This is a genomic window from Pseudomonas sp. NY11955 (genome assembly GCF_048068035.1).
GTDB lineage: Bacteria > Pseudomonadota > Gammaproteobacteria > Pseudomonadales > Pseudomonadaceae > Aquipseudomonas.
Window position 1 is genome coordinate 119,009 of the sequence record NZ_JBLUPS010000008.1, and the last position, 20,469, is coordinate 139,477.

Genomic DNA, 20,469 nt, shown 5'->3' on the forward strand with positions numbered 1-20,469 from the left:
ATCGGCCAGGGAGTGTGCGATGAACCGTCTGTTGACTGCGTTGTTGGTGCTGTGCGCCTTGCTGCCGCTGGCGGGGCATGGCAAGGATGTGGTGGGTAGCGCGACCGATGGCGTGCCGGGCGAGCCCGCAGAACTGCGCATTGCCAACCGCAGCATTTTCACCTTCCACGCCACCTTGCTCGGCGAGACCCCTGCCGCACGTGTGCAGCGGGCCACGGCGGTGATCGACGAGGCATTGCGCGGTACCGACGAACTGCCCGTGCATGTCGACTCGATCATCAACAGCCACCTGGTGCTGCTGGGTGGGCGCCGGGCTTTCATCGTCGCGCCCCAGGACCTGGGCGTGGACGGCGGCGACACCCGCGAAGCAGCCGAGCAGGCCGCAGCCACGTTGCGCCAGGTCGTGGATGAAACCGGTGAGGCGCGCAGCCTGCGGTTTCTGCTCAAGGCGCTGGGTTTTTCCGCCATCGCCACGCTGGTGTTCGTGGCGCTGATCAAGGGCGCCAACCTGGGCCGTGGCAAACTGCGCGGGCATCTGCCGCAACTGATGCGCGAACGTGCCCGGCAAATCAAGGTGGGCCAGCTGCCGCTGTTCGACATGCAGTACGTGTACTTTCTGATCGACCGGCTGCTGCGCCTGACGTACTGGGTGGTCGTGCTGCTGCTCAGCTACCAGTGGTTGAGCTTCGTGCTGTCGCAGTTTCCCTATACGCGGCCATGGGGCGAGAGCCTCAATGTGCATTTGCTCGACCTGCTGCGTTACCTGCTCGATGGCATCCTGCACGCGATCCCGGGCATTGCCGTGGCTGTCATGATCTTTTTCATTGCCCGGGGCATCAGTGGCTTCAGCCGGCGCATGCTGGAGCGCATGGCCCGCCCAGGCACACTGAAATGGCTGACCGAAGAAACCCTGCAGCCCACCACACGGCTCACTTCGCTGGCGATCTGGCTGTTTGCCCTGGTCATGGCCTACCCGTACTTGCCGGGCTCGGGCACCGATGCCTTCAAAGGGCTTTCGGTGTTGCTGGGCCTGATGATTTCGCTGGGGGCTTCCAGTGTGGTCGGGCAGGCGGCGGCAGGGTTGATCCTGACCTATTCGCGCACCTTGAAGGCCGGTGAATACGTGCGGGTGGGCGACAACGAAGGCACGGTGACCGAGGTCGGCATGTTCAACACCACCATTCGCACCGGCCTGGGCGAAGTGCTGACCTTGCCCAACTCGATGATTACCGGGTCGGTGACGCGCAACTATTCACGGGTGGTGCAGGGCCAGGGGTACATCGTCGACACGGTGGTCACCATCGGCTATGACACGCCCTGGCGGCAGGTCGAGGCGATGCTGGTGGAGGCGGCGCAGCGCACCGAGGGGATTCTTGCCAAACCCAGGCCGCAGGTGTTCCAGACCGGGCTTTCGGATTTCTACCCCGAGTACCGTCTGGTGGCCCAGGCGGTGCCCAGCGAGCCACGGCCGAGGGCCGAACTGCTGAGTTTGCTGCACGCCAACATTCAGGATGTGTTCAATGAATATGGCGTGCAGATCATGTCGCCGCATTACCTGGGCGACCCTGCCCAGGAGAAGTGGGTACCGCGCGACAAGTGGTTCGCCGCGCCTGCGCGGGAACCGGGCGGCGATGGCAAAGGTGCCTGAGCGCCACTCAAAGCGCGGCGATCACCGGGTCGCCGTACTGGCGTCGATGCTCCAACGGGGTGAGGCTGAACCAGCGCAAATGAGCACGGCAGAACGAGGTGGTGCGGCGATAGCCCAGCTCGTTGGCGATCTGCCCGACAGACAAGGTGGTCTTGCGTAGCATCTGTTGTGCCTGGCGGCGACGAATACCGTCCAGAAAGCCTTCGAACTCGATACCGTCGCTGGCCAGGTGCCGTTGCAGGGTGCGTGAGTTCATGTTCAAGGCCAGCGCCACCTGTTCCAGCGTGCAGCGTTGGGCAGGCAGCAGCATCTGGATCTTGCGTTCTACCGAGGCCAGCAGGCTGTCGCAAGGGACGGCCTGGTTCTCCAGGAAGTGGCGGACGATGGCATGCAGGTCGGGGTCCTGGTGCACGCAGGCTTCCTGCAGTGCGTCGGCGCCCAGCACCATGCAGTTGTGGGCTTGGCCGAACAGTACGGGGCAGTCGAAGTAGCGGGTGTAGCCCGAGGCATCGCCCAGGGCGGCGTGGCGAAAGGTCACCACCCGTGGCCGCAGCGGCACGCCGCGCAGCTCGCCGACCAGCAGCCGCGCGCCCATCACCGATTTTTCGACCACCTGCGGCGTCTGCTCGGAACCCGGCAGGCCGTTGTCGAAATACAGCATGGCCTGCCCGGCGCGGTGTTCCAGGCGGAAGTGGATAGCTGGGCTGTAGTGGCGCATGTATCGGATCACAGCCACCAAGGCGTGGCCCACGGTCGGTGCGGAGTTGGCCAGGTGGCGCAACGGGCCGACCAGGGTCGAGCCCTGGCGCAACGCCAGTTCCAGGCCGAAGCGTGGCAGGCTCAATGCATGCGCGCTGCCTTCGAACAATTGCACCAGGCTCAGGTAGGGCAGACGCTTGCCGTAATGGCCGACCACACCTGGGTCGATGCGCAACGGGGCCAGAAAATCGCGCTGTACAGCGCCGTGGTCGGCCAGAAACTGGTCGAATTGCAGCAATGCGCTGCCGCGAATGCTGTCCATGGAATCGCGCCTCGTCAGTGACCGGGTGGCGGGCCTGCATGCTCCTGTGCAGGTCCGCCCCGTGCTGAAGGGAAGTGGCCTATTTCCTCAAGGCCTGGAAGGAGCCGACCATGTCCTTGGCCCAGCCATCGAGTACGGCCTTGGCGTCTTTTGCCTGCATGACCTGGGAGGAGTCATCCAGCTCCGTGCCCGCGCCTTTACGCACCACTTCGGCCACGACCTGGTTGCTGTCGCCATCCAGGAACGCCGCTTCGGTGGCGATGCTGGTGTCCTGGTCGCGGATGCCGGTGGCGGTGCTGATGCCGGCGGCGATCAACGCAATCGGGATCACTTCATAAGGGCGCAGGCTCTTGGTTTGGGCACTTACCGCCGTTATCGCCGGGCGCACCACCAGTACGCGCGGGCCAGGGCTGGTGGCCAGCGGCAATACCTGGGAGAAGTGGTTCTTCAGGGTCTGGTCGTAGTATTGGGTGATCCCCGTCAAGGTCGATTGCGGCACCTTGTCGGTGGGTTGCGGTTTGGGGTAGAGCTGGCTGGGCTCGATATAGACGCTGGTGTAGCGCTTGGCATCGACCCCGGGCTTGATCCAGCGCATGACTGGCGCGCCAGACGGCGACTTGTCTTCTTTGAGGATGCTGTAGTCCTTCAGAAACCCTGAATACTGGTCGGACTCCACGTACTTGCTGGCGCACCCCTGCAGCATGAGGGTGGCAAGGCACAGCGATGCAGCTAATGTCTTGGTGTTCATGCAGCTTCTCCTTCGTTGCGATGATCAATGCCCACAGCCTTGCCGGGGGCCTCAGAAGCGCCAGGTGGCACCACCGCCGATGATGTGCAGGGCGCTGTTGTCATAGCTGCCGGACAACGTGCTGCCGGAGCGCGCCTTGGTCTGCTCGACGTCCATGTCGCCGAGCCATACCAAGGTGTAGGCCAGGTGCAGGTCCAGGCCCTCATCGACCTGATAGTTGACCCCGGTCGCCAACCGCCAGGCCTCGCCCATGGGGTTGTCGACCGTGCGGTCCTTGTCGTCCACGGCCGAGCTGTCGTAGCCCAGGCCGACGCTCCAGCGCCATTGTCGGGTGGCCTGGTACTGTGCGCCCACAGAGGCATGCCAGGTGTCCTTGTACTTGCGGTCGACGGTGCGGCTGGTGCCGCCAGCGTTGCTGTCCACCTCCACGCCGACATCGCCGAAGTCGCTCCAGTCCTGCCAGTTGAGGCTGCCGAGCAGGGTCCACTGGTCGTCGAGCGCATGGGCGATGCTGAAGGTGACGGTTTGCGGCACGTTGAGGTCGAGCTCCAGCGAGTCCACGTCGAGGCGGCGCAGGGCGACGTTGAGCAAGGGGTTGTCGATGTCCTTGAGGTGTGGCTTGTCTTCGAACTCCAGCTTGACCTTGCTGGTGTAGGCCAGGCCCACACGGGTGCGGGCATCGAGCTGGTACAACAGGCCCAGGTTGACGCCCACGCCGACATCGGTGTCCTTGTATTCGAGCTGGCCATCGGGTCGGTCGGCCAGGCCCAGCAGGTTATTGTCGATGGCCATCTCGGTGCGGTAGTAGCCGACCATGATGCGCGGGCCAACCCCGATGGACAGGTCGTCGGTGAACTTGTAGGCCCAGGTCGGTTGCATCGAAACGCCGATCACCGCGGCTTCCTGGGTGAAGTAGCGGCCGGCCCAGTCATCGTCGTAGTCCAGCGCCAGGCCGAAGTTGCCGTACATGCCAAAACCGATGGCCGAACGCTCGTCGAGCTGGTGGCTGATGAACAGGCTGGCGCCGGGCAGGTATTGCAGCGCATTGCCGCCTTCGTTGCCGTCGAACTGGTTGCCCGCGTCGCGGGAAAAGCGCAGGTCGCCAAGAATGACCTGGGCGTTGGCGCTAATCTGAGTGCCCTTGAGCTGGGTGATGCCGGCCGGGTTGCTCATCAGTACGCTGGGATCGTTGGCCAATGCGGCAGACCCGGCATTGGCCAGGCCATTGCCCTCCTGGCCGGCTTCATAGATGAGGATGCCACCTGCCCAGGCAGTATTACCGAACAAGGATGCCGTGCAGAGCACCAGGGCTGCCGAGCGGCGCAGACAGTACAGCGGTTCCATCGAACGCTCCTTGTGACTGAAGCGCTGTACCGTTTATGGCAACTACCAGCGAACGTTGAGGCGTAGTAGAAGCAGGGTAGCCATGTTGAAATCAGGCGGCTGGCGCCGGGCACACTCTTTTCACGACAATTTCACATCTTGAATGAGAAGCAGCTGCTGGCGCTGTGAATTAGTACTTTAGACGACACCTGCCGGCGGGCAAGTCGAGGCGTCAGGCAAAGGCAATGATGATCGGGCCACACACCGCGAGCAGTACATTGGAGACGGCATAGCAGACGGTGAAACCGATGACTGGGGTATTGCTTCCTGACTGCTCGATGATCTTGTTCATTGAGGCCGCTTCGGTCTGTGCTCCGGCCAGTGCGCCCAACAGGATCATCGGATGCAGGCGCAGCACATAGCGGCCGAAATAGAGCGTGACCAGCGGCGGAATGAGGGTCACCAGTGCGCCCGCCAGCAACAGCGCCATGCCTTGCTCCCTGACCGCCGTCAGCGCCGCCGGCCCCGCCAGCAAGCCCACGACTGCGCCGAAGGCGGTGAGGCCGAACTCGGAAAATGCCCACTGCGCCGCCGGTGGCAGGGCGCCGAGATCGGGATGTCGCGAGTTGTACCAACCGATCAACAGCCCGGCTAGCAGCACGCCACCGCCAATACCGAGTTCCACCGGGATCATGCCGATGTGAGTGGACAGCAGCCCGATCAGTGAACCGGCAACCAGGCCCAATGCATGGATGGCGATATCGCTGCGGTAGCTGGGGTGTCGGATCCGGCCCAGTTGCGCGGCCAAGGCATCGACACTGCTGGCACGCCCGGTGAGACTGATGACATCGCCCCGGCGCAGGATGGTTTCCGGCAAAAGGGGCAGGGGCAAGCCTTGACGGGTGATGCCGGTGAGAAAGCAGCCCATGCGCTCGGAACCGGTGAGTGCCGCCTTTACCTGATGCAGGGTACGCCCGGCCAGGTTGCGACGGGTCAACACGATGTCGGCGCTGCGGGTGGGGAACGACAGGCTTTGCGGGTGGTCCACCTCCGGGCCTATCCAGTCGTGCAGATCGCTTACGGCATCGCGCAGGGCATAAATGCCCAGGATGTCGTCGGGTTCAAGCCGTAATTGCGGGTCGCGCTCCACATGTTGCCCGGCCCGGGTGACCCGCTCGATGCTCAAGGCCGGGTGCAGTGCCTCCACGTCGGCAATGGCCATTCCGGCGGCCTGGGCGGCCGTGAGCCGATGGGCGCGCACGACGATACGGGTGTAGGGGATGCTGATGGCATCTTCATTGCGCTCGATGCCCAGTTCACGCTCCAGTGCCTGGGCGCTGCTGCGCAGGTCTACCCCGAGCAGGCGTGGCGCCAGGCTGCCGACGAAGACGATCAGCCCGACGGTGCCGAATACATAGGTGATGGCATAGGCCACTGCCATATGGCTGTTGAGTTCGGCCTTGGCTGCGGCATCCAGCGGCAATTGAGCGATCGCGCTGCTGGCCGTGCCCATGATTGCCGTGTCCGTCAGGGCACCGGCGCCCAGGCCTGCGGTAAAACCTGCATCGAAGCCGTACAGCGCGTTCATCGCCAGAATCACCGCCAGGGCAGTGCCGCACAGCACCAGCGAGAGAATGACCAGCTTGAGCGTGCCGCGGTTGAGGCTGCCGAAAAACTCCGGTCCACTCTTGAAGCCGACCGCGTAAATGAACAAGGCAAAGAATACCGATTTCAGTTCGTGGGGCACCTGCAGGCCGACCTGGCCGATCAGTAGCCCCATCAGCAGTGCGCCGGCGACAGAACCCAGATGGAAACTGCCCAGCTTGATACGGCCAAGCAGGATGCCCAGGGCAATGGCGAGAAATACGGCGATTTCAGGGTTGTCACGTAGAGCATCCATGACCTGGCCGAGCATGGTGGCAACCTCCTGAAGCGGTGATGGCGGACACGTCTTCATGAGTATGCGTGCAATTGGCGGGTGCACGGCGTATGTCACCAAATGCGCATGGTCTTGTGGGCCGCCTGGCGGGGTAGATGCGCGTTATCCGACGCTCTGAGCCTCACCAGGCGATTTCTTGCTTTATACCTGCTTGGCACTGTATCGCGGTGCGAGCTGGTTGCTGGACAGCAGGCCGAACAAGGCTTGCCGGCCAGCCTCGTATTGGTCGAAGGCTTGCAGGTCATGCAGCGACGGTAGGGACACCAGCACACCGTTGTCGAAGTCCTGCAGCGCGCCGTCCACCAGGTCCTGAGCCGACATCACGATGCCGGGGTCGAGGTTTTCGACCGGTAAGCCACCGATTTGCCAGAAGTCGGTAGCGGTGGCTCCGGGCAGTACCGCCTGCACTTGGACGCCCGTGCCGGCCAGCTCCTTGTTCAGGGAGTGGGTGAAGGCAGTGACATAGGCCTTGCTGCCGCCGTACACGCCGTTGAGCAGCTCTGGCGCCAAGCTGACGACGGACGAGATGTTGATGACCGCACCCTGCTTGCGGGCGACAAAACCGGGGGCTGCCGCATAGGTCAGGCGGGTGAGGGCGGTGATATTGAGGCTGATCATTTCGGCCATGCGCTCGACATCGCTGTCCAGCAGGCTGGTATGGGTGCCGATGCCGGCGTTGTTCACCAGCACGGTGATGCTGGCGTCTTCGCGCAGCTTGCGTTCGACCTTGGCCAGGTCATCTGCATTGGCCAAGTCTGCCGGGAACACTTCCACGTTCTGCCGGGTTTCGTTGGTGAGGCGTTCGGCCAGTGCGTTGAGGCGCTCCCGGTTGCGTGCCACCAGTACCAGGTCATAGCCGCGGCGTGCCAACCGCTCTGCGTAGATTGAACCGATGCCGGTGGAGGCGCCTGTGATAAGCGCGGTGCCTTTGAATGCCTGTGTCATGGTGGTGCTCCGTTGCTTGGGTATGTGGAGCCATGATGCAGAAAATGTTTATTGTCTTGAATGACGTATATGGTAGTGTTTTAAGACATCGCAAAGAGGGCTTCAACGATGCACAGGGTTGGCTATCTGATCACCGAGGGCTTCCAGATCATGTCCCTGGCGACGCAAACCGTGTTCGAGCTCGCCAATATCGTTGCCGACGAAGCGTTTTACAGGGTCGAGAATTTTTCCATCGGCGGGGGCATGGTGCGCTCCTCGCTGGGGATGTCTATCGACACGCTGCCCCTGGTCGCCCCAGGGCTGGCCGACACCTGGATGGTGACTGGCACGCTGGCGCCATGGACGCCGCCCAGTGAAGAGGTACTGGCCAGTGTGAGGGGCTTCGTCGACGCTGCGCGCCGCACAGCAGGCCTTTGCACTGGCTGTTTCGTGCTGGCGCAGGCCGGCGTGCTGGATGGGCGACGGGCGACGACCCACTGGGCTTATGCGCCCAAGTTGCGTGAACTGCACCCGAAGATCGACGTCGAGGACGACCGCATCTTCATTGTCGACGGGCCGATATGGACGTCCGCCGGTATGACCGCCGCCCTGGATATGGCGCTGGGCATGGTGGAAAAAGACCTGGGCAGCGAGATAGCCAGGTCGGTGGCGCACAAGATGGTCATGCACCAACGCCGTTCCGGTGGGCAGTCCCAACACTCCGAACTGTTGTCCCTTGCGCCCAGGTCGGACCGTATCCAGAGCGCGCTGGATTACGCACGCAAGCACCTCAGCCGCCCATTGAGTGTGGAGGAGCTTGCCGACGTGGTGCACCTGAGCCCACGGCAATTCACCCGGGTATTCACCGCCGAGACCGGGCAATCACCGGCCAAGGCTGTCGAGAGCCTGCGGCTGGAGGCTGCCCGACTGATGATCGAGCAGAGCCGGCACAGCCTGGATGTGGTGGCCAAGGAGACCGGCTTCAGGGACCGTCGACATATGCGAGAGGTGTTTATCCGTGGGTTTGGCGTCCCCCCTCAAGCGGTACGAAGGGACGCCCGGCACGTGGCCCACATCTGATGAAGTGGGCCACGTTGGCGGATTAGTGCTTGCGGATGTCTACGATCGTTGCAGCGCTCCCTTCCATACGGAAATCGAACATCACCTTGTCCCCAACCTGCAAACCCTCGACCTGTTGCGCAGTCGTTTTGAAGCCCATGGTCATGGCCGGCCATTTCAACGCCGTCACCGGCCCATGAGCGAGTGTGATGTTGCCACGCTCCAGGTCAATGGCTTTGATCGTGCCCTCGGCATGCGCCGCCGGCTCTGCACTCATGTTCATGCCCGCCATGCTGTCCTGCGCCTGTGCGCCAGCGGCAAAAGCAAAGGCCAGTACCACACTGAGATAGAGGTTTTTCATTGAGTTACTCCTGGTTTGGAATCATGGGTTGCTGCAAGGTTTCGGCGTCGGATCAACCAGTACGCCGCGGGGATGACGAACAGTGAGAGCAGGGGGGCAGTCAGCATGCCGCCCACCATTGGCACAGCGATACGGCCCATCACTTCGCTGCCGGTACCGCCGCTCCACAGAATCGGCAACAGCCCTGCGACGATGACCGCCACGGTCATGGCTTTGGGGCGGATGCGTTGCACGGCGCCCTCGCCAATCGCCTCCAGCAGCGCCGCTTGTGTGTGCTCGCCGTTGGCCAGGCGTTCGGCCCAGGCGTTGTTCAGGTAGACCAGCATGATGACGCCGAACTCCGCGGCCACCCCAGCCAAGGCGATGAAGCCGACGCCAGTGGCCACCGACAGGTTGAAACCCATCAGGTAGAGCAGCCACACACCACCGGTGAGGGCGAAGGGCAAGGTGCCCATGATCAGCAGTGCTTCTTCAACACGGCCGAAAGTGAGGTAGAGCAGTACGAAAATGATCGCCAGCGTCGCCGGTATCACCCACGCCAGGCGCGCATTGGCACGCTCCAGGTACTCGAACTGGCCGGAGTAGCTGAGGCTCATGCCGGGTTCGAGCTTCACCTCGCGCGCTACCACTTGGCGCAGGTCTGCCACCACGGACGACAGGTCGCGGCCGCGCACGTCGATGTAAACCCAGCCCGAAGGGCGGGCGTTCTCGCTCTTGAGCATCGGCGGGCCATCGGCAATGCGCACCTGTGCGACGGTGCCCAGGGTAATTTGCCCGCCCTGGGCGGTGTAGATCGGCAACTGACGCAACGCATCGGCGGAGTCTCGCCATTCACGTGGGTAGCGCACGCTGATGGGGTAGCGGGCCAGCCCTTCAACCGTTTCACCAATGGTTTCACCACCAATGGCACCGGCGACGATGGCCTGTATGTCCGCAATGTTCAGGCCGTGACGCGCTGCCGCATGACGGTCTATATCGAGGTCGATGTAGCGCCCGCCAGTCAAACGCTCGGCCAATGCCGAGGTCACGCCGGGCACCGTTTTCGCGGCACGCTCGACAGCCAGTGTCACGCGATCGATTTGCCCAGGATCGCTGCCGGCCACTTTCACGCCGATCGGGCTCTTGATACCGGTGGCCAACATGTCGATCCGGTTACGGATGGGTGGAATCCAGATATTGGTCAACCCCGGTACCTGAACAGTCCGGTCGAGTTCTTCGATCAGCTTTTCGCTGGTCATCCCTGGGCGCCACTGGTCCTTTGGCTTGAGGCGCACGATGGTTTCGAACATCTCCAGCGGCGCGGGGTCGGTCGCCGATTCGGCGCGACCGGCTTTGCCAAACACGCTGGCCACCTCGGGTACGGCCCGTATCAGTTGGTCGGTGCGCTGCAGCAGTTGCGAAGCTTTCTGGGCGGATAACCCAGGAAGCGCCGAGGGCATGTACAGCAGGTCGCCCTCGTCCAGCGGTGGCAGAAACTCGCCGCCTAAATGGTTCAATGGCCACAGGCTGCTGAGGACAATCAACAGCGCGCCCATCAGTGTCATCGATGGGCGGCGCAACACCACCGCCAACGCGGGGCGATACAGACGAACAAGTCCACGATTGAGCGGATTGCGCGCCTCCGCAGGCAGCGGGCCGCGGATCCAGTAACCCATCAGCACCGGTACCAGCGTCACCGCCAGCCCTGCGGCGGCAGCCATGGCGTAGGTCTTGGTGAACGCCAGCGGCGCGAACAACCGTCCCTCCTGGGCCTGCAAGGTAAAGACCGGAACGAACGACAGCGTGATGATCATCAGGCTGAAGAACAGCGCAGGCCCCACCTCGACTGCCGCCTCGGTCATCACCTTCCAGTGCTGCTCACCCTGCAGCTGCATCCCCGGATTGCGGGCATGCCATGCCTCGACACGCTTGTGTGCGTTTTCGATCATCACCACCGCCGCGTCGACCATTGCACCAATAGCGATGGCGATACCGCCTAGTGACATGATGTTGGCGTTCAGACCCTGATGGCGCATGACGATCAGTGCGATCAGCACCCCCACTGGCAGGGAGACGATCGCCACCAGCGATGAGCGCAGGTGCCAGAGAAACGCCGCGCACACCAACGCGACCACGATGAATTCTTCGATCAGTTTGTGGCTGAGGTTTTCCACCGCGCGGTCGATCAACTGGCTGCGATCGTAGGTGGTGACGAGTTCCACTCCGGCGGGCAGGCTGTTCTTCAACGAATCAAGCTTGTCCTTGACGCGGGCAATGGCTTCCCTTGCGTTCTTGCCACTGCGCAAGATGACGACACCGCCCACGGCCTCGCCCTGGCCGTCCAGGTCGCCAATCCCCCTACGTGCCTCTGGTCCAAGCTGCGCGGTGGCGACATCGGCAAGTGTCACCGGGGCGCCATTGCTGGCCAGTCGCAGGGGAATAGCGCGCAAATCATCGAGCGTGTTCAGGTAACCCGAAGCACGTACCATGAACTCGGCTTCACCTTGCTCAAGGACGCCACCGCCGGTTTCCTGGTTGGCCTTGCCGATGGCATCCGTCACCTGCGCCTGGGTAATGCCGAGCGTGGCCATGCGCAACGGATCGAGCAGCACCTGGTACTGCTTGACCATGCCGCCGATACTCGCCACTTCGGCGACATCGGGAAGGGTCTTGAGCTCGAAGCGCAAGAACCAGTCCTGCAGGCTGCGCAGTTGCGCCAGGTCATGGCCACCACTGCGGTCGACCAACGCATACTGGTAGATCCAACCCACGCCTGTGGCATCTGGCCCGAGTATGGGTTTGGCCGACGCAGGCAGGCGCGACTGCACCTGGCTCAGGTACTCAAGGACCCGCGAGCGAGCCCAGTACAGGTCGGTGCCATCCTCGAACAGCACGTAGACGAAGCTGTCGCCGAAGGCCGAGAAGCCACGCACTGTCTTGGCGCCAGGCACCGAGAGCATGGTGGTGGTCAGTGGGTAGGTCACCTGGTTCTCCACAATCTGTGGTGCTTGCCCCGGGTAGGAGGTGCGAATGATGACTTGCACGTCCGACAAATCGGGCAACGCGTCGATTGGCAGGCTACGCAGCGAGAACACGCCCCAGGCCACAATAAATAACGTGGCGAGCAAAACCAGCAGCCGATTGCCCACCGACCAGCGAATCAGTTTCGCAATCATGGCTGATTCTCCTGCGCATCGATCTGCTCGATCTTCCGGCCTTCGTCAATCGCAGTCGCAGCCTCGATGCCTTTGAGACTGGCCTCGGAGTCGATCAGGAACTGCCCTGACGCCACCACCCGCTGGCCTGCCTGCAGCCCTTGCAGCACGGCGACCTGGCCGCCACTTTCCTGGCCCAGTACCACTTCAACTGGGCGGAAGCGGTTTTGATCTTCAGCCAGCATCACGACATTGCGTTTACCGGTGCGGATCACGGCTTCGGCAGGTATCAGCAAGCTGTCATCGGCTTGCCCAGCCGGGTGCAGGTCGACCTGGGCGGTCATGCCTGGGCGCAACCGACCCTCGACGTTGGGCAGCTCGATGCGCAGCCGCAAGGTGCGGCTTTGCAGGTCCGCGTCGGCCAGCAGCGCTGTCAGCTTGCCGGTTATTGCATGGCCGGGGTAGGCGGGCAGATAGGCCTGCACGGCCTGTCCCTCACGCAAGCCCTGGGCCTGGGCCTCAGGCACGGCAGCCTCAAGCCAGACGTTGGTCACACCGTTGATCCGCGCCAAGGTAGCACCAGGTACCACGGTCATGCCCGGGCGCAGCTCCAGCGCCTGGATGACCCCGGCGGTGGGGGCTACCAAGGTCACCAGAGGCTGCACCTTGCCAGTGCGTGCGACCCGCTCGATCAACTCGGCCGGCATGCCTGCCAGCAACAGGCGCTGGCGAGCGGCTGCCTGCAGGTCGGCGTCACCCGAATGACGCAGCGCCAGAAACTCGTCTTGCAGCCCTACCCATTCTGGCGCAAGCACATCCGCCAACGGTGCCCCCTTGGTCACCGCGTCGCCTGTGGCGCGCCCGTAAGTGCGTTCGACGAACCCTGCGGTACGCGCTTGCAGCACACTGAAATCCCGCTCGTCGAAGGCCAGTGCACCGCTGACCTGCAGCGTGCGCTCAAGACGACCCTGGGTAACGGTCGCCAGCCTAACCCCAAGATTCTGCTGTATACCCGGCGCAATCTGCACCGTGGGCCGTGTGTCATCCGTGCTGTCATCCGCATATTTGGCCACCAGCGGCATGTCCATGAAAGGCGACTGGCCGGGTGCGGAAAAATGTTGTTGCGGGTACATCGGGTCGTACCAGTAGAGTGCCTTTTGCGCCTCTGCAATCGGCGCCCCGGCACTTTGCCCGCGCGCGGCCAACCAATAGCCCGCGCCGCCACCTATAGCCAATGCGACGGCTGCGATCAGACCGATAGACGTGGTTTTCATGCCCGCACCTCGCCGTATGCGAAGTGCAAGCGCGCTGCTGTCGCTGCCAGTTGGCCTTGCAGGTCTAAATCCTGTAACCGCGCTTCTACCCGCTGCCGCCGGGCCGCGAGCACTTCACTCAAGGCCGACTTGCCTGCTCGGTAATCTGCCAATGCCAAACGCACGCGCGCTTCGGCGAGCGGTAGCAGGGTGTCTCGGCTGCGCGCCACCGCACGCTGCAGGCGTTGGTACTCCGCCATATCCGCCTCCAGCTGCGCGGTATGCTCGCGTAGGGCCGCGTCCTGCTCGTCCTCCAGCTGGCGCACTTGCGCACGCCGGGCGGCAATCATCGGGTCTTGCCGAGAGCCTGCGAACAAGGGCAACTGGAAACTGACCTGCACACTCACCATGTTGCTGAATTCCGGCCCGCGCCGTTGGTAATCCAGTTGCCAACCCCAGTCAGACTTCTTCTCGGCTTGCGCCTGATGCACCTGGGCTTCGGCTTCTCGGCCCATGGCGCCATAAACCGCCAGCGCTGGGTGGGCATGTAGCGCATGCAGGTATTGCGTTGCACTCACCGCCCACTGAGGAAATGCGCCAGCTTGCACATCCGCGTCCTGACCGGTCCAGCGTTTGAGGGCGGCTCGTGCCTGGGCCGCCTGACTTAGCAGCAGGTCTTTCTGTTCGTCCAATTGTGCCGTTTCCTGGTTGGGCGCAAGTGCATCGGCCGCTGCTCCGCCTCCGCCGGCCAGACGGGCGCGGACCGCCGAAGCCAGCAGGCGATTCTCTTTATAGAACTCGTCGAATTGCTGCAGCTTTCGCTGCACCGTGTAGGCCGCGAGCCACGCCTGTGCCGTCGCTGCGCGTACGTTCTGGCGCTCCAGGATCGCCTCGGCATCGGCGCGTTCAACCGCAGCCCTGGCGGTTTCGACCCGTGCCTTGCGTTTGTCGCTGTTTGGCACTTCCTGGGACAGGCCAACCACCTGCATGGTCATGAAGTCTCGGCTTGTGCTCCAGCGATCACTGCCGTCCACCGGTAGGTTTTGTAGCCCGAGATTCAGCCGAGGGTCGGGCAGTTCGCCCGCAGGCAGGATCGCGCTACGTGTCGCCGACACCTGCTCCTGGCGCGCCTGAAGGGAAGGGGCGTTGCGCTCGGCCAGTTGCAGCGCATCGTCCAATGAAAAAGAAGCTGCCTGCGCCGATAGCACCGGCAGCAGGATTACCAGGCCGAGCGCAAGCGCCCGTCCTGAATGCAAACATAGGGGAGTCATGAACATGATTCCTCGAAAAAACCAGCGCGCACGCGCATGCCATCGTTCGGCCGCCAAGGCAGAACGATCGTGTGAGGTTTTACGAAAGAATCAGGCCCGAGGAGGGCGCCAGTGGTCCGGCGGGGTGCTGGCTACCAGGCTGACGGCATAGGTATCAGCGGGGTGCGAGGTAGCGAAGGTCAACACGGGCTCTAGCATGCTGACCTGGAGCGCAGTCGCCGTTCTGCATTCCTGGCCGACCTTGCAGGTTTTGGAGTCGTGATGGGACGGCTTGCCCTGATCTTGGTCCTGGCAGCAGTCGTGCTCCATGCCGGCCATCATCTGCATACTCATGGCCTGCATGGGGCACGGCTCTATGGGCGAATCGACGCCTGCCATCCCGTTGAAAGGAAGCGCGATAACCAGCAAGAAGAGGGTAACCAGTCGCAAGAAGCGGTTCATGCGGCGAGTGTAAGCGAATTCGATTAGCGCTGCATTAAGCCTGCCGGCCTACGCTTAGCGAAGCCGCAGTTTGCGATCCAGTGACAGCGTTCCCGCCCCCCGGCCGATCAGCAACAACAGGAGGCCGGCCCAGGACAAATGTGTCGGCCAGGCATCAGGGTAGACGAACACTTCGATCACCGTGGTCATGCCCAGCAGCGCGAGGGCCGAGAGCCGCGTGAACAGGCCGAGCACCAGCAGCAGCGGGAACAGGTGTTCAGCGTAGGTGGCCAGGTGCGCCGCCAGCCAGGGTGACACCAGCGGCAGGGCGAACTCGCTTTGGAACAAATCGTACGTACCCGGCGTAATGGTCAGCAATCCTTCTACCTTGGTGCGGCCAGAGAGAAAGAAGATCGAGGCGATGCCAATGCGTGCCACCAGGCACAACACGGTGTCGCTCAACAGCGTTTGCACACGGTCGGCAAGGTGGTTCCAGCGCTGGCGCAGGCCATTGCCGGGGTGGGAGAGGTGCGTGGTGTCCATGATGCCTCCTTCAGGCGAATGACAGGGGACGAAAGACCTGGGCCGCCAGCAACCGGCTGAGCAGGTCGGTGAAATCCAGATCGGGCTGGGCCGTCAGTGCGACCTGGGATGCCTGTTCCAGGGGCAGGCCTTGCGCGCAGGCATCGAGAAAGGCACAGCCGCCGTGTTCCAGGGTTTGCTGGGCCACCCCTTCCAGCGTGGCGCTCAACAGCGCGCCCTCGGCCACCCAGGGCTGATCGGGGGGCCAGGCCAGGCCCTCGCGGCTGTGGTACCAGAGGGTGAAGGCTGGGTGCTGCGCGAACCAGCGCCAACGCACGCTGCTGCGAGGTACCAGGCAGCGGGTTGCCAAGTCCGCGGCCGTCATTCCGGCCAGGTCGGTCAGCACCAGGCAGGGCTCCAGGGGCGCCGCGAACGCTTCGCACCAAGCGAAATCCAGGCGGGCGACGTCGGCCAGGTAAGGCAGGTCGTAACAGCGCTGCAGTGGTTCGAGAAAGTCGGCGAAGGCCGCGCCGTAGAGGATCAGCCGTGGGTCGTCGGGTGGTATTCGCTGTGCATAGGCTGCAGCGGCCTCTTGCATCCAAGCCGGCCCCACCAGCGCTTCGACACCGGGGAAGTTCGCGCGCAGGGCCTCGACAGCGCCCGCCAGCACGCTGTTGCGGTACACCGCGAACGCCGCCTGGCTCGCCACTGCGGCCAGTTGCGGGGCAGGGCGGTGATACAGCGCTTCGACGAACGCGTCCTGAAATTGGCCAAGGGTAAGCGTCATGGTCGTGTACCTGCTTGCTCGAGCATGGCCTGGGCGGTGTCACGCTCTGCCAGCAATTCACCGAAAGCGGGCAGATTGCCGTCGCGTTCGATCAAGGTCGGGCGTGGGCCGATACGGGTGATCAATTGCTGGTACAAGGCCCAGACTGGCGCGGCGATGGCGGCATCGTGGGAGTCGATCAGCAGGTCGCCCTCGGCGTCGTGGCTGTGGCCGGCCAGGTGTATCTCGCTGATGGCTTGGGCCGGAAACCGTTCGAGGTACGCTGCCGCGCTGAATCCGAGGTTGTGGGCACTGACATGGACGTTGCTGACATCCAGCAACAGGCTGCAACCGGTGCGGCGCACCAGTTCGCTGAGAAAACCGATTTCATCCCAGTCGTGCCCCTGCAGTTGCAGGTAGTGGCTGGGGTTCTCCAGGGCAATGCAGCGCCCCAGGGCCTCCTGGGTGCGCGAGATGTTCTCGCTGATACGGGCCAGGGCCTCGTTGCTGCGAGGGAAGGGCAACAGGTCCGGGTGGTACAGCCCGCGCCAGCTTGACCAGGCCAGGTGCTCCGACACCAGCGTCGGCTGCACCTGATCGACCAGCGCCCGTAGGCGTTGCAGGTGTGCCGCATCCGGTGCGGCATCCGCCGCCAGCGATAACGCGACGCCGTGCAGCGACACGGGATGGCGCTCGGCGATGCGTTCCAGCCAAGCCCTGCGCGGGCCGCCGACCATGTAGTTTTCCGGGTGCACTTCGAACCACAGCCCGCTGGCCTGGCACGACAGCGCGTCGGCGTAGTGCTCGGCCTTGAGCCCGAGCCCGGCGCCCAGGGGCGCGATACTGTTCATGGTCGGCGGCCTGCGCTTAGGACTTGATCGGGGTCAGCGAGCCCATGCCACCGGGCGTCTTGATGGAGGTACAGGTGCCGGCGGGCACGTTTTTCCAGTGCATGCCGTCGTAGTCCTTCTTGGCACTGCCGGCACAGGTGGTACCGGCGCCAGCCTTGCAATCGTTCTTGCCGGCCATGGCGACGCCGTAGCATTTTTCCATGGCGGCGCCAGTGCTGGTGTTGCTGGTCGGGTCGGCGGCCAGCGCGGTACCGGCCAGTGAAGCCAGGGCGAGTGCGGCGGTGGCGAGGGCGAGGGTTTTCATGATGCGGTCTCCGGGCGATGGGGCCGTGGCGATGTACCAGCGGCTCATGGGGTAGTTCGCCCAGTGGGCCTGACGGGTTACAGGGCCTGGAAAAAAATGTGCGGCCACGCGCCAGTCGCCTACCGTATGAAGGCAGCAGCTGTTTCGTGACAAAAACTTCCACGGTGGCTGTAACCCGGGTGGCCAATGCAACGAACTATGACTCAGGAGGCACTGCGCGTCCGCGAAGCCCAGTTGCAGGCATTGCTGCTCAAAGGGCTGACGGGCGATGCGACGGCCTATCGGATGTTCCTGGCGGCATTGGCGGTGCACGTGCGCAGCTTTCTGTCACGGCGCCTGACGCAGCGCCCCGCCGAGGTCGAAGACCTGCTGCAGGAGGTATTGCTGGCGGTGCACAACGCTCGCCACACCTACCAGGCGCAGCAGCCGCTAACCGCCTGGGTACAGGCCATTGCCCGCTACAAGCTGGCGGATCATTATCGTCGTTACGTCCGCCACGATGCGCTGCACGAAGGGCTTGAGGATGACAGCGACCTGTTCGCCGCCAGCGAACAAGAGGCGGCTCAGGCCACACGGGACCTGGGTAAGCTGTTGGCGCGGCTGCCGGAGCGCCAGCGCTTGCCCATCGTCCATGTCAAGCTGGAGGGGCTTTCGGTGGAAGAGACCGCGCGCATGACTGGCCTTTCCAGTTCGGCTGTGAAAGTAGGCATTCACCGGGGCCTGAAGGCATTGGCCAAGCTGATGGGAGGCAAGGACGGCGATGAAAACCGATGACTTGATTGCCCTGCTGGCGGCCGGTGAAGGGCCGGTGGACCGCCATGCGCTGGTCAGGCGCCTGACACTGGCGTTGCTGGGCGGTGCGCTGGGTGCAGTGCTGATGACCGTGGCCGTGTACGGTGTGCGTGACGATTTGGCATGGGTGGCGCGCACCCCACTGTTCTGGGCCAAGCTCGCCTTGCCCGGTAGCCTGGCGCTGCTGGCGCTGTGGCTGACCCAGCGGTTGGCCAGACCTGGGGTAAGGGGCGGGGCGGTATGGGGCCTGCTGGGTTTGCCGTTGCTGTTGGTTTGGCTGGGCGCCGTGGCGAGTTTGCTAGGTGCCCCGGAGGGCGCCCGTGCCGAGCTAATCCTGGGGCGCACCTGGCGCACCTGCCCCTTGAACATCGCCTTGCTGTCGGTACCCACCCTGATTGCCGTTTGCTGGGCACTGCGCGGCCTGGCACCGACCCACCTGCGCCAGGCGGGCGGCGTAGGCGGCCTGCTGGCAGGCGCCACGGGGACCCTTGCCTATTGCCTGCATTGCCCGGAAATGGGAGTGCCGTTCTGGGGGCTCTGGTATGTGCTGGGCATGCTGCTGCCGACCCTGCTGGGCACCTTGCTCGGGCCACGTATGCTGCGCTGGTGAGGGAGGACGATAACGGTGCCAGCAGCACGATGCTCATCTGACTTTAACGACATCGTCCGGTTTCCAGGTCTGATCGTAAAAGGCGTCCTCACTGCCGTACAAACGCAATGCCACCAGGAAGTTACGCCCCGTGATGGTCTGGATGAAGGCAGCATCAACCACTTGCGCCGGCTTTTCAGGACCAAACCAGATTTCTATGGAACCGTCCGCCTGCTTGGGAATGTCGTAGTAGCCATTGGTAGAGGGCAATAGCTGCTTCGTTTCGGGCATCGTGCCGTCGGTGATGTTGTACGCCGTCACCGCCCAGAACAACGCAGCGGGCGGGTTAGCAGGCAAACGCAGCTTGTAGGTGCTGCCGCCTTCGAGAAACTTGCCGTCCTTGTCGCGCCCGGTGAAGGGGTACTTCGAGCCCGCCCCGGTAGTGTGCATCACCATGGCCGGTGCCGAAGAGTAGGCAAACTGGAAGAAGTTGGCGCGCTGGCTTATGTCCAGGTAACTGTCCTGCATCCAGTCGTTGGTGCCGCCGGCCCAGGTATTCTCGTACTGACGATCGGAATAGTAGAGGTTGCGTTTGTCCTCACGGCCCAGTTGGCGGTTGGCCAGGATCATCTTTGGCGCGGTCTCCACGGCCTTCTTCAGCAGTTCCTCCTGCCTGGCCGTAGGCTTGAAAGGTTCGCCCTTGATGATGCCGATCGAGGCCAGCACGCCGCGCAACTCGGGGTCGATGGCTTCCACAGGCTCATAGTCGACGAAGGCCTTGAGCTTGGTCCAGTACGTGTTATCGACCGGATACATCATGTTAAGTGCCTTGCCGCTGGCATCGGGGAACTGCATCGGCTTCACGTCCTTCTCCACGGTGAACAACGGGTAGACGCGGGTGGTTTCGGCGTTCGCCACCGCAGGTGCTGGGTCGGGTTTGCCATCGCCTTTTGCCATGACGGTACGGAAGAACAAGAAAACGTTGTAGGTACGCGACTTGACCGGGAAGTAGCCGCCTGGCACGGGGCCGTTGTAGTCCGGCGGCAACAGCAGGTAGAGGCCCCCGCGAGCACGGTCGGGGCCGACGGCGCCGACGTCGGTCAGCGTGCGCTGGAAGAAGTCGGTGAACATACCGATGACGTTGGCGGGCGCCTTCACCACCAGCGGGCCGGTCTGCTTCAGATCCAGGTAGCTCATGGAGTAGATCACGTCGGCATTCGGCGTAGGTACCATGGTCCGTGCATCCATGCGCTGCTTCCAGATCGGCAGTACGTTGTAGCCGGCGCCGAAGGCTTTCTCCGACCCGTCTTTCATCCCGATGGTGTTCAGCAGCGGCAGCATGGTCATGTAGGTGTGGACCGCCCTCTGGTAGTACAGCTCATCACGCAGGCTTTCGGCTTCTTTGGGTTCGAGCCAGTTGCCGTTGTTGATCTGCTTGATCAGTGGTGAGGCCGGTGCCTGGTCCGCCGCCTGCGCCAGCGGCAGGAGCGCCATCGCGATAGCCAGGGTGGGCAGGGTAAATTTCCGTTGCATGGAGTTCATCA

19 protein-coding genes are annotated in these 20,469 nt (G+C 63.4%); 4 read left to right on the top strand and 15 right to left on the bottom strand.

The window, feature by feature from the left end; translation table 11 throughout:
- Positions 1–19: 19 nt before the first annotated feature.
- The gene (locus ACNFBR_RS16560) at positions 20–1,648 is read left to right on the top strand and encodes a mechanosensitive ion channel family protein (RefSeq protein WP_416735914.1); all 1,629 of its coding nucleotides are present in this window, start codon (positions 20–22) and stop codon (positions 1,646–1,648) included.
- Positions 1,649–1,655: 7 nt separating this feature from the next.
- Here the strand turns inward: ACNFBR_RS16560 and ACNFBR_RS16565 are convergent, their stop codons facing one another.
- The 5 genes from ACNFBR_RS16565 to ACNFBR_RS16585 all read right to left on the bottom strand — a co-directional run bounded on the left by ACNFBR_RS16565 (position 1,656) and on the right by ACNFBR_RS16585 (position 7,624).
- Positions 1,656–2,669: an AraC family transcriptional regulator ligand-binding domain-containing protein gene (locus tag ACNFBR_RS16565; RefSeq protein WP_416735915.1), complete on the bottom strand. Its 1,014-nt coding sequence runs from the start codon at positions 2,667–2,669 to the stop codon at positions 1,656–1,658.
- Between the two features lie 79 nt (positions 2,670–2,748).
- The gene (locus ACNFBR_RS16570) at positions 2,749–3,417 is read right to left on the bottom strand and encodes a DUF3313 domain-containing protein (protein WP_012272669.1); all 669 of its coding nucleotides are present in this window, start codon (positions 3,415–3,417) and stop codon (positions 2,749–2,751) included.
- Positions 3,418–3,468: 51 nt separating this feature from the next.
- Positions 3,469–4,761 (bottom strand): OmpP1/FadL family transporter, encoded by a 1,293-nt coding sequence (locus tag ACNFBR_RS16575; protein ID WP_416735916.1) that lies wholly within the window; start codon positions 4,759–4,761, stop codon positions 3,469–3,471.
- Positions 4,762–4,972: 211 nt separating this feature from the next.
- Positions 4,973–6,655 carry an aspartate-alanine antiporter gene (aspT, locus tag ACNFBR_RS16580; protein WP_416735917.1) on the bottom strand — a complete coding sequence of 561 codons (1,683 nt, stop codon included), beginning with the start codon at positions 6,653–6,655 and terminating at the stop codon, positions 4,973–4,975.
- Between the two features lie 165 nt (positions 6,656–6,820).
- On the bottom strand, positions 6,821–7,624 hold the full coding sequence (locus ACNFBR_RS16585; RefSeq protein WP_416735918.1) for an SDR family NAD(P)-dependent oxidoreductase: 804 nt from the start codon (positions 7,622–7,624) through the stop codon (positions 6,821–6,823).
- 108 nt (positions 7,625–7,732) lie between these two features.
- On the opposite strand from ACNFBR_RS16585, the gene ACNFBR_RS16590 reads away from it, so the two are divergent.
- Positions 7,733–8,683, top strand: coding sequence for a GlxA family transcriptional regulator (locus tag ACNFBR_RS16590; protein WP_416735919.1), 951 nt, complete (start codon positions 7,733–7,735; stop codon positions 8,681–8,683).
- 22 nt (positions 8,684–8,705) lie between these two features.
- Here ACNFBR_RS16590 and ACNFBR_RS16595 read toward each other — a convergent pair whose 3' ends face one another.
- From ACNFBR_RS16595 to ACNFBR_RS16635, 9 genes are all read right to left on the bottom strand, one after another.
- Entirely contained in the window at positions 8,706–9,023 is a 318-nt protein-coding gene (locus ACNFBR_RS16595) for a copper-binding protein (protein ID WP_416735920.1), read from the bottom strand.
- Positions 9,020–12,178, bottom strand: a complete 3,159-nt coding sequence (locus ACNFBR_RS16600; protein WP_416735921.1) for an efflux RND transporter permease subunit — start codon at positions 12,176–12,178, stop codon at positions 9,020–9,022. Before ACNFBR_RS16600 ends, ACNFBR_RS16595 begins: the two co-directional genes overlap by 4 nt.
- Positions 12,175–13,431, bottom strand: coding sequence for an efflux RND transporter periplasmic adaptor subunit (locus ACNFBR_RS16605; RefSeq protein ID WP_416735922.1), 1,257 nt, complete (start codon positions 13,429–13,431; stop codon positions 12,175–12,177). The genes ACNFBR_RS16600 and ACNFBR_RS16605 overlap by 4 nt, the downstream gene beginning before the upstream one ends.
- A complete protein-coding gene (locus tag ACNFBR_RS16610; RefSeq protein ID WP_416735923.1) occupies positions 13,428–14,681 on the bottom strand; it encodes a TolC family protein in 1,254 nt (417 codons plus the stop codon). Before ACNFBR_RS16610 ends, ACNFBR_RS16605 begins: the two co-directional genes overlap by 4 nt.
- Before the next feature lie 90 nt (positions 14,682–14,771).
- Entirely contained in the window at positions 14,772–15,023 is a 252-nt protein-coding gene (locus ACNFBR_RS16615; protein ID WP_416735924.1) for a hypothetical protein, read from the bottom strand.
- 153 nt (positions 15,024–15,176) lie between these two features.
- Positions 15,177–15,644, bottom strand: coding sequence for a DoxX family protein (locus ACNFBR_RS16620; protein ID WP_416735925.1), 468 nt, complete (start codon positions 15,642–15,644; stop codon positions 15,177–15,179).
- Positions 15,645–15,654: 10 nt separating this feature from the next.
- Positions 15,655–16,410 carry a DNA-binding domain-containing protein gene (locus tag ACNFBR_RS16625; protein ID WP_416735926.1) on the bottom strand — a complete coding sequence of 252 codons (756 nt, stop codon included), beginning with the start codon at positions 16,408–16,410 and terminating at the stop codon, positions 15,655–15,657.
- Positions 16,407–17,240, bottom strand: coding sequence for a DUF692 domain-containing protein (locus ACNFBR_RS16630; RefSeq protein ID WP_416735927.1), 834 nt, complete (start codon positions 17,238–17,240; stop codon positions 16,407–16,409). Before ACNFBR_RS16630 ends, ACNFBR_RS16625 begins: the two co-directional genes overlap by 4 nt.
- Positions 17,241–17,256: 16 nt before the next feature.
- Positions 17,257–17,544 carry a DUF2282 domain-containing protein gene (locus tag ACNFBR_RS16635; RefSeq protein WP_416735928.1) on the bottom strand — a complete coding sequence of 96 codons (288 nt, stop codon included), beginning with the start codon at positions 17,542–17,544 and terminating at the stop codon, positions 17,257–17,259.
- 186 nt (positions 17,545–17,730) lie between these two features.
- Here ACNFBR_RS16635 and ACNFBR_RS16640 point away from each other — a divergent pair, with 186 nt between their 5' ends.
- Both ACNFBR_RS16640 and ACNFBR_RS16645 read left to right on the top strand, forming a co-directional pair.
- On the top strand, positions 17,731–18,318 hold the full coding sequence (locus ACNFBR_RS16640; protein ID WP_416735929.1) for a sigma-70 family RNA polymerase sigma factor: 588 nt from the start codon (positions 17,731–17,733) through the stop codon (positions 18,316–18,318).
- Positions 18,305–18,946 carry a DUF1109 domain-containing protein gene (locus ACNFBR_RS16645; RefSeq protein ID WP_416735930.1) on the top strand — a complete coding sequence of 214 codons (642 nt, stop codon included), beginning with the start codon at positions 18,305–18,307 and terminating at the stop codon, positions 18,944–18,946. Before ACNFBR_RS16640 ends, ACNFBR_RS16645 begins: the two co-directional genes overlap by 14 nt.
- Before the next feature lie 33 nt (positions 18,947–18,979).
- Here the strand turns inward: ACNFBR_RS16645 and ACNFBR_RS16650 are convergent, their stop codons facing one another.
- Positions 18,980–20,467 carry a DUF1254 domain-containing protein gene (locus ACNFBR_RS16650; RefSeq protein WP_416735931.1) on the bottom strand — a complete coding sequence of 496 codons (1,488 nt, stop codon included), beginning with the start codon at positions 20,465–20,467 and terminating at the stop codon, positions 18,980–18,982.
- Between the last annotated feature and the right edge of the window lie 2 nt (positions 20,468–20,469).